The 14,093-nt window shown below is 40.4% G+C and carries 15 protein-coding genes; 8 read left to right on the forward strand and 7 right to left on the reverse strand.

All coding sequences use genetic code 11. The features are described 5' to 3' along the window. The first annotated feature begins 720 nt into the window (after nucleotides 1-720). Complete coding sequence (locus tag ACH63V_RS09075; RefSeq protein WP_311070231.1) at nucleotides 721-1,545, forward strand: TorF family putative porin; 825 nt, start codon at nucleotides 721-723, stop codon at nucleotides 1,543-1,545. 43 nt (nucleotides 1,546-1,588) lie between these two features. Here the strand turns inward: ACH63V_RS09075 and ACH63V_RS09080 are convergent, their stop codons facing one another. After that, nucleotides 1,589-2,467: a dihydrodipicolinate synthase family protein gene (locus ACH63V_RS09080; protein WP_396463308.1), complete on the reverse strand. Its 879-nt coding sequence runs from the start codon at nucleotides 2,465-2,467 to the stop codon at nucleotides 1,589-1,591. A 15-nt stretch (nucleotides 2,468-2,482) separates the two neighbouring features. Further along, nucleotides 2,483-3,259, reverse strand: a complete 777-nt coding sequence (locus ACH63V_RS09085; protein ID WP_111855745.1) for an aldolase — start codon at nucleotides 3,257-3,259, stop codon at nucleotides 2,483-2,485. Nucleotides 3,260-3,370: 111 nt separating this feature from the next. On the opposite strand from ACH63V_RS09085, the gene ACH63V_RS09090 reads away from it, so the two are divergent. Next, the gene (locus tag ACH63V_RS09090) at nucleotides 3,371-4,804 is read left to right on the forward strand and encodes a PLP-dependent aminotransferase family protein (protein WP_396463309.1); all 1,434 of its coding nucleotides are present in this window, start codon (nucleotides 3,371-3,373) and stop codon (nucleotides 4,802-4,804) included. A gap of 24 nt (nucleotides 4,805-4,828) precedes the next feature. Here the strand turns inward: ACH63V_RS09090 and ACH63V_RS09095 are convergent, their stop codons facing one another. The 3 genes from ACH63V_RS09095 to ACH63V_RS09105 form a co-directional block, all read right to left on the reverse strand. Beyond that, a complete protein-coding gene (locus ACH63V_RS09095; protein WP_396463310.1) occupies nucleotides 4,829-5,374 on the reverse strand; it encodes an NADPH-dependent FMN reductase in 546 nt (181 codons plus the stop codon). A gap of 99 nt (nucleotides 5,375-5,473) precedes the next feature. Next, on the reverse strand, nucleotides 5,474-6,961 hold the full coding sequence (locus ACH63V_RS09100) for a YifB family Mg chelatase-like AAA ATPase (protein WP_396463311.1): 1,488 nt from the start codon (nucleotides 6,959-6,961) through the stop codon (nucleotides 5,474-5,476). A gap of 65 nt (nucleotides 6,962-7,026) precedes the next feature. After that, entirely contained in the window at nucleotides 7,027-7,254 is a 228-nt protein-coding gene (locus ACH63V_RS09105) for an accessory factor UbiK family protein (protein WP_396463312.1), read from the reverse strand. Nucleotides 7,255-7,533: 279 nt separating this feature from the next. Here ACH63V_RS09105 and glnK point away from each other — a divergent pair, with 279 nt between their 5' ends. The 6 genes from glnK to ACH63V_RS09135 all read left to right on the forward strand — a co-directional run bounded on the left by glnK (nucleotide 7,534) and on the right by ACH63V_RS09135 (nucleotide 13,040). Next, the gene (glnK, locus tag ACH63V_RS09110) at nucleotides 7,534-7,872 is read left to right on the forward strand and encodes a P-II family nitrogen regulator (RefSeq protein WP_000780326.1); all 339 of its coding nucleotides are present in this window, start codon (nucleotides 7,534-7,536) and stop codon (nucleotides 7,870-7,872) included. 57 nt (nucleotides 7,873-7,929) lie between these two features. Further along, nucleotides 7,930-9,327, forward strand: a complete 1,398-nt coding sequence (locus ACH63V_RS09115; protein WP_396463313.1) for an ammonium transporter — start codon at nucleotides 7,930-7,932, stop codon at nucleotides 9,325-9,327. Between the two features lie 162 nt (nucleotides 9,328-9,489). Next, nucleotides 9,490-9,948: a transcriptional regulator NrdR gene (gene nrdR / locus ACH63V_RS09120; protein ID WP_000543541.1), complete on the forward strand. Its 459-nt coding sequence runs from the start codon at nucleotides 9,490-9,492 to the stop codon at nucleotides 9,946-9,948. A gap of 15 nt (nucleotides 9,949-9,963) precedes the next feature. After that, nucleotides 9,964-11,049, forward strand: coding sequence for a bifunctional diaminohydroxyphosphoribosylaminopyrimidine deaminase/5-amino-6-(5-phosphoribosylamino)uracil reductase RibD (gene ribD / locus ACH63V_RS09125; RefSeq protein ID WP_396463314.1), 1,086 nt, complete (start codon nucleotides 9,964-9,966; stop codon nucleotides 11,047-11,049). Continuing rightward, entirely contained in the window at nucleotides 11,046-12,338 is a 1,293-nt protein-coding gene (locus ACH63V_RS09130; protein WP_001083669.1) for a DNA adenine methylase, read from the forward strand. Before ribD ends, ACH63V_RS09130 begins: the two co-directional genes overlap by 4 nt. 42 nt (nucleotides 12,339-12,380) lie before the next feature. Then, a complete protein-coding gene (locus ACH63V_RS09135; RefSeq protein ID WP_396463315.1) occupies nucleotides 12,381-13,040 on the forward strand; it encodes a riboflavin synthase in 660 nt (219 codons plus the stop codon). Between the two features lie 58 nt (nucleotides 13,041-13,098). Here the strand turns inward: ACH63V_RS09135 and ACH63V_RS09140 are convergent, their stop codons facing one another. Beyond that, nucleotides 13,099-13,317, reverse strand: a complete 219-nt coding sequence (locus tag ACH63V_RS09140; protein ID WP_004883640.1) for a hypothetical protein — start codon at nucleotides 13,315-13,317, stop codon at nucleotides 13,099-13,101. 130 nt (nucleotides 13,318-13,447) lie between these two features. Then, nucleotides 13,448-14,086 carry a hypothetical protein gene (locus ACH63V_RS09145; RefSeq protein WP_022575135.1) on the reverse strand — a complete coding sequence of 213 codons (639 nt, stop codon included), beginning with the start codon at nucleotides 14,084-14,086 and terminating at the stop codon, nucleotides 13,448-13,450. Between the last annotated feature and the right edge of the window lie 7 nt (nucleotides 14,087-14,093).

Here is a 14,093-nt window from a genome sequence, read left to right on the forward strand (position 1 = left end):
CATTTATTTTATATTCAAACGTCAAAAAATAATTGATTCTTGTGTTCGTTTTTTATCCATTTTTACTGGATATGTTTACTTTTTAACCTTGTTTTGAGTTGATTTTTTCAACGATTTATTTTAAACATCCTTTAAATTGTTACAATATAACATTATTTTAAAAGCGCAATGTATAAGAGTGGATTGTTATAAAAAGCCAATACAATTTAATTAAGCTGATCAAAATTAGTGCGATATTTTGCGTAAATTCTGTGCAGTACTCTTTTTGTTTATATTATCGCTTAAAAAAGACCCAAAATAGTTCATCAGTTTTAACTCAGAAATAAATAAAGAAATGAAGTAAGTAAAAATGCTCACTCACAGATCATTACAAGTGTGATCTTCAATAATTTACGTACTTTTTATATCTCGGCTTTAGATGTAAATAGAAAATTTACGCACATCAAATGAATACTTCTAAGCTCGGTAATAATTTCCGACAAGGGGTTTTTCTATGTTGAGCATTTTTAGCCTTGTAATAATTTTATTTTATTACATTGTTTTTTATAAATATATTTCTATGGGCGTTAGGCGGTATTTTCATTTTAAAAAGAATTTGATTTCAAAACTCATGCAACGTAGCGATACGAAATATCGACTTGGCACAGCAATTGCTAAAGCTTAAGTAACAAAATTTGTTTAATTCAATTAAATCGTGCGTTCATTGTGGGGGAGATCAAAATGATGAAATTTGCACTTAAAGCAGTAGCATTCGGCGTACTCACGGCAGGTTCAACCATGGTTATGGCTGAAAATGCTCCATCATCTTTTTACGGAATCACGACAACGGGTAGTGTAGCAGCAACCACAGACTATCGCTTCCGTGGTGTTACCCAATCTTCAAATAACCCTGCCATTCAAGGTGGTTTTACTTTTACTCATAAATCAGGTGCTTATTTATCACTTTGGGGCTCAAGTGTTGATTTTGGCGTAACGGGCAACTCAACTGAAACAGATGTCGCTTTGGGTTATACCAATACTTTAAAGTTATCCGATAAACTTGCACCAACTTATGATGTAGGTGTAATCCATTATGGTTACATTGGTTCGGGCCATAGTTTTGACCGTAATGGTATCGGTTACGATGGCAAAAACGGATTAGATTTTAATGAAGTGTACGGTAAGTTAACGTTTGCCGACTCTTTATTTAAAGGCGATGCACTTAGTGTAGGCGTTAACTATTCAAATGATTATTGGGCTAACTCTAAACAGTTCTGGTATTTTAATGTTGGTTATTCAGCGCCAATTGCAAACACTGGATTTACTGGGCTTGCATCAGTTGGTTATAACAAATTTAAAAATAAAGAAGCTTTAGCTGTAGTTGCGGGTGGTCCTGGTACGGACGACAGCTATATCGATTATAAAGTTGGTGTAAACCGTAATATCTTAGGTATTTTGGCTGAGTTAGACGTAGTGGGTACCGATGTGAGTACTTCTGGTATGACAGACGCTCAGAAGAAACCTTATGACGCTGGCTTAGTGTTTAGTTTAACTAAAACTTTCTAAGTTTATGCTGTAGAAAAGCGGGTAAATAACCCGCTTTTTTTATTTAATTTTCTATTTCAGAAAGTAATCGTTTTAACTGGTTAAGCTCAACATCCGTGGCTTTAGATAAAGGTTTACGTGGTAAGCCTGCAGAAATACCTTGTAGCTGTAAACCTGCTTTAATTGTTTTTGGTAATCCACCATTTACGATAAAGCGGAGTAAAGGAAGTTGTTGGTAAAATGACATCTGGGCCTGACTTAAATCACCATTTTTGACGTGTTGAATAAGCTGTTGAGGTTGCTGACCTAACAGGTTTGGTGCTGCTGTACACCAACCGCTTGCTCCTGCACATAAGGCTTCTAAAGCTAGAGGGTTGCAGCCGTTATAAAATGGGAGTTCTCCTTTTGAGAGTTCCTGAATTTTATGCATGCGCTGAATATCACCGCTACTTTCTTTCACCATCGTGATGTTTGCAATGTTGTTAAACATACGAACAATTAACTCTGGAGACATATCAACACCACTCGTTGCAGGGTTGTTATACACCATAATCGGTAAAGTCGTTGCCTGAGCAATCGCTTGGTAATATTCAAAAATCTCTTGGTCTGTTAGCTTCCAGTACGATACAGGAATGACCATAACTGCGTCTGCACCATAGCTTTGCGCGATTTGCGCCTTTTTGATGGCTTGATCAGTGGTGAGTTCTGAAATTCCAATAATGACGGGTAAGCGTTTATTAATACTTTCAATTGAAGTTTTTGCGACTAAGCACCATTCATCCCATTCAAGATAAGCGCTTTCGCCTGTACTGCCTAAAGGTGCAATCGCGTCGCAGCCATTTTCAATAAGCAAGTCGAGCATCTGTTTTAGAACAGGAAGGTTAATGGTGTTGTCATCAAAAAATGGAGTAACAGGGTAGCCAATAATGCCGTTTAGTTTCATGGTCGAAATCTCTTTTTAAATACAGTCAGAATGTTTTTTCAAAGCTTTACGTGCGTAGTAAGCAAAGTTGACTTTGTTGCGTTTATCGGTAGATACCCAGTCATGAGCTTCTGTAGCTAAATCGTGTGGGATCGGCTGAATTTGTCCGGCAGACATGGCTAGTAGTTGCAGTTGAGCTGCGCGTTCAATTAAAAGCGCCAAGTTGCAGGCTTCTTCAATGGTTTTTCCCGTGACCAGTTGACCATGGTGAGATAACAAAACAGCGCGGTTTTTACCCAGAGCAGAAGAAATCAAAATGCCTTCTTCATTGCCCACAGGAACACCTGGCCAATGGCCTACAAATGAGCAATCTTCATAAAGTGCGCAGACATCCATTTGAGAAATCATGAGCGGAATTTGAAGCATGGAAAGAGCCGCTACATGAGTCGGATGCGTATGGATAATGCAGTTCACTTCGGGATGTTCTTTATAAATCCATGTATGAAAACGGTTGGCTGGGTTTGCCATACCATCTTGATTGATGGGTTCTAAGTCTTGATTCACCTCAAGCAAGTTTGAGGCAGTAATTTCATCAAAACCCAAACCAAAACGTTGGGTAATAAAGGATTCTTTACTTTCACTACGACAAGTAATTTGGCCTGCTAAACCAGCATCATGGCCATGGTCAAATAAAATACGACAAGTGAGTGCAAGCTTTTGGCGATCAGTTAAATTTGAGTCGCTTATCCACTTTTGCATGTCTTGCTGTGCGTGTTGCATCAGCTCTTGTTTATTTACAGAAGCAGTCTTCATCTTTTCTCCAGTCCAGTTGACCAAATTAAGTAGGTGAAGGCAGAATAGAAAACAACTGGATGAATCAATACATCCAGTTTTTATAAGTTATATGGTCCAGATGGGGCAAATATGCTAAGACCTTGGCAAGTACATTTTCGTATCGATGAAAGAGAAGAAAAAACAGTTTTTTTAAAGCTTACTAACTTGATTAGTCAGGAAATTTTAAGTGGCCGTTTGGTGCAAGGAACTATGTTGCCAGGGTCTCGTAGCTTGTCAAAAGAACTAGGGATTAATAGAAAAACAGTACAAGCAGTCTATGAAGAATTAGAAGCACAAGGATGGCTGGTGACTCGTCCCAGAAAAGGCACATTTGTGGCAGATGTTTTGCCAGAAAAACAGTTTCAAATAGAGCTAGTATCTGAGCGAAAATTTAATGATAAGCCGATTATTCAAGAAGTTGCCTTATACCCACATAACGATGGTGTGCCAGATCCACGGCTTATTCCCTACGAATTATTTTCACGAGCCTATCGGCATGCACTGATTAAAATTACGCAAAACCAATACATGGGCTATGGTGACCCACGGGGAATGATTGAGTTAAGACAAGCCTTACAACAAATGCTATCGATGGAACGTTTTATGAATGTTGCCGAAGATGAAATTTGTATTGTACGTGGAAGTCAGATGGGAATTTTTCTTGCATCTCGTGCATTACCCAATCGGCAGGGCGTTATTGTTGTTGAAGAACTTTACTACCCATCTGCTTTTAAAGCGTTCCAATCAAATGGCTTTCAAGTGGTTGCTGCCAAATTAGATGAGCAAGGTATTGTCATTCAAAATCTCGAACGGATTTTAAAAGAACACTCGGTTGCAGCAATTTATACAACGCCACATCATCAGTACCCTACAACCGTTACCATGCCAATGAGTCGTCGTCTTCAACTCTTAGAACTTTCAAAAAAATGGGGCTTTTATATTATTGAAGATGACTATGATCACGAATTTCACTATGACAGTCGGCCTATGCCGCCCTTAACAAGTTTGCCTCATTCTGAATTGGTTATCCATGTGGGCTCCTTGTCTAAAGTTTTTGCACCCGGTATTCGCTTGGGTTACATCGTGGCATCTTCACCAATCATTCAATCCATTACTGAAGATATTTTATTGATTGATCGGCAAGGCAATAACATTACAGAACTTGCGTTAGCAGATTTAATGCAGCGAGGGGAGATCAAACGACACATCCGTAAAATGAAAAAAATATATCAACTACGCCGTGACCATGCCTTAGCTGAGTTTCAGCGAGTTTTTGCTGAGTCTGTTCAGATACAACCACCTGCGGGCGGAATGGCTTTATGGGTGAAGTTCCAGAAACCATTTACTCAAGATCAGCTTATAAAGTTAAAAGAACTCAATATTGATACAGAGCATAAGTTTAAACAAATTGGGTCTTCTAATTGTTGTATTCGCTTGGGTTTTGCCGCTTTATCAGAGAAAGAAATTACTGCTTTAATCGAGAAGTTAAATGAGATTCTTAATAAAAGAACAATGAACTCATAATCTGCTATTTCATTTTAAGAAAGTTCACTCTAATTGATCGTGATACTTTTGAATTTCTGAGACAAAGCCAAGCAGGAACGGTGTAACTTGTGACTTATATTCTTCAGTATGTAGCATTTCAAAAATTTGTTCAGGCGATTTGCTAAGAAGAGAGAAGCGTAAAAATAAATCTTCAAAAAAGTTGCTACTCACTGTCGAAAGTACTCTTCTTAAAGAGATTAGCATGTCGTCACCGCGACTAGATGCATGAACTAGAACGATAGGCTTGTCTATGATTTCAGTACGGGAAACCATCCAATCAATTGCATTTTTAAGACCACCTGGAATACAACGAATATATTCAGGACTTGAGATAATGATGCCATCTGCGTCAGAAACAGATTTGATGAAATCTTCCACTACAGTAGGCGTTTTTTCTCCTTCATTATCTGGAGAAAAGATAGGCAGATTATTAATGTGATCAAAAACTGTAAACTCAATACTGGACGGTGCTATATCTTTCATTGCTTTTAATAGCGCTGTATTTGTAGATGCTTTTCTTGTACTACCCGAGATAGCCAAAATTTTCATAGCGTCCTCTTTTTGCCTTTTTATATAGGCATTAATAAATTCTTTAATGAACAACTCATAACATATTAAAAAAGCGGATACACGATCCGCTTTTTTATTTTAAGAATGATTGCCTCGATAAGAGAGTGCTTCTGTGAGATGAGGACTTTGAATCATCTCACTTTGAGCCAAATCGGCAATGGTCCGTGCTACTCGTAAAACCCGATGATAAGCACGTGTAGATAAATTTAAACGCTGCTGAGCCATTTCAATCATTCGCTGTGACGTGTCATCCAGAATAGCGAACTGCTCTAATTGTTTAGGCGAAAGCGCTTGATTTAAACAATTTTGTCTTTGCATTTGTTGTTCATAAGCTGAAATTACACGCTGTCTTACAGCCGTAGAACCTTCAACAGGCGTTGGATCTTGTAGTTCCTGAGCTTTTAAAGGTGGTACATCAATATGTAAATCGATACGGTCAAGTAAAGGTCCTGATATACGATTTTGATAACGTTTAATACTCTCTGGTGAACACTGACAACGACTGTCTTGATTAAATGCGTAACCACATGGGCAGGGGTTCATCGCTGCAATGAGTTGAAAGTTTGCAGGATAAGTAATTTGCCGAGCTGCTCGTGAAATAATAATTTCTTTTGACTCGAGCGGCTGGCGTAAGACTTCTAATACTTTGCGATCAAACTCGGGCAATTCATCTAAGAATAGAACACCTAAATGCGATAATGTAATTTCACCCGGTTTAGGGTGAGAACCGCCCCCAACTAGTGCAATTGCTGATGCTGTATGGTGGGGTGCACGAAAAGGACGCTGTCCAAAAGTATGAGGCGTATTTGAGATAGAATAAATGCTAGCAACTTCAAGCGTTTCTTGAGTAGAGAGAGGCGGTAAAATTGAAGGAAGACGTGAGGCGAGTAAAGTCTTACCTGTGCCCGGTGGCCCTTTAAAGAGCAAGGAGTGCCCTCCAGCGGCTGCAATTTCTAGTGCACGACGTGGGCGTAGCTGACCTTTTACATCTGCAAGGTCAAATTTATACGGCATGTCATTTGAGCGGGAAGATGATTGCACCTGAGATAGCTTGGTATTTCCTAAAAAGTGTTCACAAACTTCTTTTAAATGGCCCACCGGATAACACTCAAGATTTGGTAAATGACTAATATCCTGACTATTATCGACTGGTAAAACAATTTTATGCTGGGCTTGCTGGCATGCCATTGCTAAAGTTAAGGCGCCTGATACAGGTCTTACATGACCGTCTAGTGCTAACTCTCCAATAAATTCAAAGTCTTCTGTGCAGTTCTCTGGAAGCTGACCTGAGGCAATTAATATCCCTAATGCAATCGGTAAATCTAAACGTGAACCATCTTTGGGCAAATCTGCGGGAGCAAGATTAATGGTCAGCCGTTTAGTCGGAAACTGAAATCCACTATTAATAATGGCTGAGCGAACCCTGTCTTTACTTTCCCTCACTGCCGCTTCAGCTAGCCCGACAATCGTCAGAGAGGGTAAGCCTTGACTCACATGCACCTCTACCTCTATGAGAGGGGCATGCAAACCTAAAAGTCCCCGAGTATAAATTTTAGAAAAAGACATCTTATTGTTCCATTATGGTGCTTAATTTTTAATCGTTGTAAAGTGTAAGTGCGCTACATTGGTGCTTATTTTTTATTTTTTAAAGTTTCTTCTAATAGACTCACTTGTTTTTGTAGCTCTTCTAAACGTTGGTTGGCTAAATGAAGTGCGGTTTTTTGTCTTTCGATTTCTTGTTTAGACACGAGGTCTAATTTCTCGACAGTTTCATTTAATAATGCACGTAAGTTTTTTTCTAAATCTTTTTTAGGCTCGTCAATTTGTTCCAAAATAGCCTGTAATAGAGCTTCTAGCATGAGATATCCAAACTGTTGTATTACCTTATGCTTGCCAGTTTAACACTGCTTGAACCTCGGATATAGGCTTCTCGGCTTTTCCATATTGGATAACGATAAAACGAAATAAAAACAGGACTGCAAATTCATTTTATTTTTAGTAGCTCATCTACATCTTGATAACTAAATAGGTTATAAAGAAAGCTCATGCAAAAGATTCATCTCCTCCAACCTTTGAAATATTGGCATGAAAATTGAACATAAAACCTTACTGGTGAAAAGAAGCCGAAGGAAACAAACATGAAGCTTGTAACTGCAATTGTAAAACCGTTTAAATTGGATGATGTGCGTGAAGCACTCTCTGACATTGGTGTACAAGGGATTACCGTAACTGAAGTTAAAGGTTTTGGTCGTCAAAAAGGGCATACAGAACTTTACCGCGGCGCGGAGTATGTGGTTGATTTCTTACCTAAAGTAAAAATCGAAATTGCGATTAGCGATGAAATGGTCGACGCAGTAATTGAGTCAATTACTCGTGTGGCAAGCACTGGGAAAATCGGTGACGGTAAGATTTTTGTGACTAACCTGGAACAAGTCATCCGTATCCGTACGGGTGAAACAGGACCAGATGCTGTCTAAATTGGCACAAAGCTTGCTGAGCAATAAATAGCTCGCAAATGAGGTTGGGGGACACGAATGAAAAAAATGCTTATGGCGCTGAGTCTAACAGGCGCACTTTTGGGTGGTACTGCCGCTTGGGCAGAAGAGACTGTAACAACACCGACATCTGAGGTTACAGCAACATCAACGTCTGCAGCACCTGCAACAACTGCAGCAGCACCAGCAGCCGCCGCAACTCCGGCAGCTCCAGCACCGACACCTAAACTCGATACAGGCGATACATCTTGGATTTTAGTGTCAACAGCTTTAGTACTGTTGATGACGATTCCTGGCTTGGCATTGTTCTACGGCGGTATGGTCCGTAAGAAAAACGTATTAAGTACCATGATGTTCAGCCTTTCTGCTGCAATTTTGGTAAGTTTGCTTTGGGTGATTGCTGGTTATTCACTCGCGTTCTCTGGCACAGGTGCATACTTTGGTGACTTGTCTAAAGCTATGCTCAATGGCGTAGGCTTTAATGCACTAAGTGGAACAATTCCTGAAAGCTTATTTGTTATTTTCCAAATGACTTTTGCCATCATTACTGTCGCAATTTTGAGTGGTTCAATTGCTGACCGTATGAAATATTCAGCTTTCATGGCGTTCATTACCATTTGGGTACTTGTGGTTTATGCGCCAATTACTCACTGGGTATGGGCAACAGACGGTTGGTTATTTAAAGCAGGTGCATTAGATTTTGCTGGTGGTACAGTTGTACATATCAACTCCGGTGTTGCAGGTTTAGTCGCAGCTTACATGCTTGGCAAACGTATTGGCCTTGGCCGTGAATCTATGGCACCTCATAACTTAACTTTAACTGTAATCGGTGCAAGCTTACTTTGGGTGGGTTGGTTCGGCTTTAACGGTGGTAGTGCTTTAGGCGCTGGTGCTCGTGCAAGTATGGCAATTCTTGTTACTCAAGTTGCTGCTGCTGCTGCTGCGTTCTCTTGGTTAGTTGTAGAACGTATGATTCGTGGTAAAGCTTCTGTATTAGGTGGTGCATCTGGTGCTGTGGCTGGTTTGGTTGTGATTACACCAGCAGCTGGTTTCGTCGGTGTCGGCGGAGCTTTAGTAATGGGCTTAATCGGTGGTGTAGTCTGCTTCTGGGGTATTACAGCACTTAAACGCTTACTTAAAGCGGATGATGCATTGGATGCCTTTGGTTTACATGCAGTAGGTGGTATTGTCGGCGCGATTTTAACTGGCGTGTTCTATAGTGATGAAATCATCAAAGCAGCTAGTGTAACTTTAGCTCCAACATTTGCAGGTCAATTGTGGGTACAAGTTGAAGGTGTACTTGCAACTATGGTTTACAGCGGTATTGCAACCTTCATTATTCTTAAAGTGATTGATATTGTGATTGGTCTGCGTGTTAATGCCGATGATGAACGTATGGGTCTGGATTTAAGCCAACATGGCGAACGTATCGAATAATTCGTAATATATCTGCTGTCTTAAAAGAACAGTCTTGCGCTGTGATCAAAGCGATGCCTTGATCTAGCTCAGGACTGTTTTTTTGTCTCATAGAATGCTGGTTCTGTAAGTGTAGAAATTTTGCTACACTAGGTCAAAGTAATTGACCCTATTAAGTCCGCTATGCATTGTCCATTTTGCAACGCCGCAGATAGTAAAGTCATCGATTCGCGTCTAGCCGCAGAAGGTTGTCAGATTCGTCGACGTCGTGAGTGTGTAAGTTGCGGTGAACGTTTTACCACTTTTGAAAGCTATGAAGTGGTGATGCCCCGTGTGATCAAATCGAATGGAAAAAATGAACCGTTCGATGAGGCGAAGCTACGTCGTTCGCTTATGCATGCCTTACAAAAGCGCCCAGTGACACAAGAGCAGATCGAAACGGTTCTAAGCGATATTCAATTGCAGATTCGCCGTTTAGGTGAGCGTGATGTTAAGTCTAGAACTATTGGTGAAATTGTCATGCAATCTTTATTCGCACTTGACCACGTTGCCTATGTTCGTTTTGCTTCGGTTTATCAAGACTTTCAGGATGTTGAAGCGTTTCGCCGTCAAATTGAGCAAATGCAACAACGTGAGCACTAAACATTTGAGATTTATATGTCTGAGTTGAAACAAGATCAGTACTGGATGCAGCAAGCCATTGAACTTGCCAAACGAGGACTCTATTCGACAAAACCAAATCCAAATGTCGGTTGTGTCATTGTCAAAGACAATCAAGTGATTGGTGAAGGTTTTCATCCTAAAGCTGGTCAACCTCACGCTGAAGTTTTTGCGCTGCGTCAGGCGGGTGAACAAGCACAAGGCGCAATCGCTTATGTAACACTTGAACCATGTGCTCATTATGGAAGAACCCCTCCGTGTGCTGAGGCACTTGTAAAGGCACAAGTTAAAAAAGTGGTTGTGGCATGTCCCGACCCAAACCCGCTTGTTGCAGGTAAAGGTGTTCAAATTTTAAGAAATGCTGGTATTGAAGTAGAAATCGGTATTTGTGAAGACTCTGCAGCCAAACTTAATCAAGGCTTTTTAAAAGCGATGTCTACGGGCATGCCATATGTACGTTTAAAAGTCGCTTCAAGTTTAGATGGGCGTACTGCAATGGCATCTGGTGAGTCGAAGTGGATTACGGGTTCTGCTGCCCGTCAAGATGTTCAACATTGGCGTGCCATTTCAGGCGCCGTGATTACAGGCATTGATACTGTGATTGCTGATGATTGCCAGCTTAATGTACGTTCACTCCATGATATTGAGATCGAGACGGTTGCTCAACCAAAACGGGTAATTCTAGATCGGAGAGGGCGCTTACCGCTCACCGCTAAAATTTTAGAAAATCCTGAAACTGTCATGGTGATGGGGCCATATCGTCAGGAACTTGCTGACTTAGGCGTGATACAATTAGAAATTCAGCCTTTAAAAACACTATTACAGACCTTATCTAAGCAATACCAAATTTATGATGTGTTGGTTGAAGCTGGCGCAACTTTGTCTACCGCCTTTTTACAAGAAGGTTTGGTGGATGAAATGATCAGTTATGTTGCCCCGACTTTATTGGGGCAAAGTGCAAGAGCCATGTTCAATGCAGATTTTGAATATATGGCACAGCAACTTCGTTTTAAACTTCTTGATGTAATACAACTTGATCAAGATATACGCTTAAGGTTAATCCCTACGCAAGAGAAAGTATGAATTCAGAGCCTTCGGTTTACCACAAACGTCGTCATGCAGCTCGCACGACAGACGAATATCTTTTTCATCAGCTTGTACCATACTTGGGTAACAAGCGCCGATTGCTCCATTTGATTTTAGAAGCCCTAGAAATTACAGGGACGCTGAATAGCAAGAAAAAGAATCCTCCAATTTTTGCCGACTTCTTTGCGGGTAGTGGTGTGGTGTCTCGTTTGGCACGTCAAAATGGTTACCGAGTCATTGCGAATGACTGGGAACCTTATAGCCATGCTTTAAATCATGCGATTTTAGCTTGTGTCGATGCACCTGCGTTTAAAGAGTTGGGTGGATATCAGAAAGCCATCGATTATTTAAATAGGCTGCCTGAGGTTAAAGGTTGGGTAACGCATAACCTTTGCCCTCGTAACGATGATGTCTATGATCCGTCGCGTGACCGTTTGTTCTTTAAGCGTCGTAATGGTATGCGCATCGATGCGATTCGCCAGCAAATTGCAACATGGCAGGCACAAGGCGCAATTAATGATGTAGAAATGAGTGCTTTGCTCGCACCATTACTCTATTCGGCAAGTTTTGTAAGTAATACTAGTGGTGTATTTAAAAGCTTCCATCAAGGGTGGGGCGGACGTACACAAACGGCGTTAGAGCGCATTGAATCATTGCTGTGGCTCACACCTAGCCGTTTTTGTGAGATTGGTGACCGTAAGCGTCCAGCTGCTGAAATGTGGTGTGTAGATGCTCAGCATTTAGCAAATCAGATGAGTGGTTTTGAAGTAGATGTAGCCTATCTTGATCCACCTTATAACCAGCATGCTTATAGTAGTAACTACCACGTTTTAAATGCATTGACGTTATGGGATCAAGTCGATTTACCACCGCCAGATACCAAAGGCTATAAGAGTGGTATTGATCGTGCATGGCGTAAAGAGCGTCCAAGTCCGTACAACTCGTCTAAACATGCAAAAGATGCGTATGAAAAATTACTTTCAACCATCAATGCACGTTATATTCTGACCAGTTATTCGACCGATGGTAATATTGAGCCAAAAGATCTACTGATGGCCAATCTGGAGCGTGGAAAAGTCACTTTACTAACTCAAGATGTTCCACGTTATCGCGTAAGTAAACAACGACAGTCAGAGCGCGCACGTGTGCTTGAGTTTATTGTGATTACCGATACTCATGCCAAACCAGGACCGCCATTACGTCAATTGTTAGGCCAGCTTTACCACTTTGCCGAGCTAGGTGGTGTAGATACTTCAGGTAACAGTACGCAGCTCGCACTTTGGTAAGCGCTGCAATTTAAGCAGTGTAAAAGATTTGGAGATTGAGCCATGTTTACAGGCATTATTGAAAGTTTAGGTAAAGTAGAAAGCCTGCAAAGTGTAGGTGGCGATGTGCGTTTACGTATTCAAACCGATTTGGATATGTCTGATGTACATTTGGGTGACTCAATTGCAACCAATGGAATCTGTCTCACCGTGATTGAGTGGGGTAACAATTGGTACGCAGCAGATGTTTCTCGCGAAAGTTTAAACCGTACTACTTTGGGTAACTGGAAAGTGGGTCAACGTGTCAATGTTGAAAAAGCGATGCTGCCGACAACCCGTTTTGGTGGACACATTGTTAGTGGTCACGTTGATGGCGTAGGTGAAATTACCGTAGTACGTGAAGATGCTCGCTCAATTTATTATGAAGTGACAGCGCCTGTAGAACTAGCTAAATATTTAGCAGAAAAAGGTTCTGTAACTGTAGATGGTATTAGTTTAACCATTAACCATTTGCGCGGTAATATTTTAAGTTTGAACTTAATTCCACACACAGCAGAACGTACCAATATTGGAACATGGCAAGTAGGTAGCAAAGTTAACCTTGAAGTCGATGTATTAGCACGTTATATCGAACGTTTATTACTGGGTGATAAAGCTGCTGAACAGAAGACTGAATCAAATATTAGTATGGCTTTCTTGGCTGAAAATGGTTTTTTAAAATAAAATTTTAAATCACCAAAATAAAAAACCGGACACTTGTTCCGGTTTTTTATTTTAAAAATTAATGCTTGGTGAGAGTAACCGAATGAGTACCAACCCATGGTTTATTGTGCTGGGTGCGTGTAATTGAAAACTCACCTTTTTCTGACGCTCGTGTAAGCAAGATTGAAAGCGAATTAAAGTCGTTATGACTCATATAAAGTTCTTGTGCTGAAAATGTCCATTGCTCACCCTGATTAAGCTGCTCAAGTTGCGTTGAAATCTGATGCGGAATGTCCATTTTTACCCTCATTAATTTTCATAAATAACCATGCGTTATTCTAATAATTATTTGAACTAAAAGAATATTATGCATGACCATTTTGTGACAATTAAATGTCATTTTGATGACAAAGAGGGTTTCACAAACTTTACTTTTCTATTTTTTCATCAGAAAACTTAGAATTCTTTAAAATGTATTCGATTTCTTCTTGAGCTGCCGAATTTAGCTTAGCTCGGAAAGCTGTTACAGATTGTTCAATTAAGCTCTCAGCTTCAAGTTCTAAACGAATGCGTAAACTTTCAAGCTCAGATAGAATTTGATCATCGGTAATGCTAAGTTTTACGCCAGAAGAGTAGTTAACTGCTGGGGTTTCAGGATTTTTCTGATAACGCGCAGTTTGTTCAGCAACTTCTTGTTCTAAATGACTGCGGAAAGCTTGTAGAGCTTCAGTTTGTTCACTAAATTTACGAACTTCGTCTGCTTGTAATTCAGCAGCATAGGCTGCTTCCATTGCGCGCTTATCTGCAAGAGACTTTTCTAAAGCAAGCTGACGACGAATACGTGCCTGTTCGATTAACTCAGCTTTTAAGTCAGCATAAGCTTGTTCAATGTTTTGCTGTGACTCTAGCTGTGCCTTCTCATCATTGAGTACCCAAAGTTGAATAGGCGTCTGAGGCTCTAATAAATCACAAATACGTGCCAAATCCTGTTGATAGGCATGACGGACAGCTTCAGGCGCATTTAACCATCTTTTTTTAAAATCTTGCCCGACATTTAATGCCACCACAGTTCTC

Source organism: Acinetobacter sp. ABJ-A23_2, from assembly GCF_044538765.1.
In the GTDB taxonomy this organism is placed as follows: Bacteria; Pseudomonadota; Gammaproteobacteria; order Pseudomonadales; family Moraxellaceae; genus Acinetobacter; species Acinetobacter nosocomialis_A.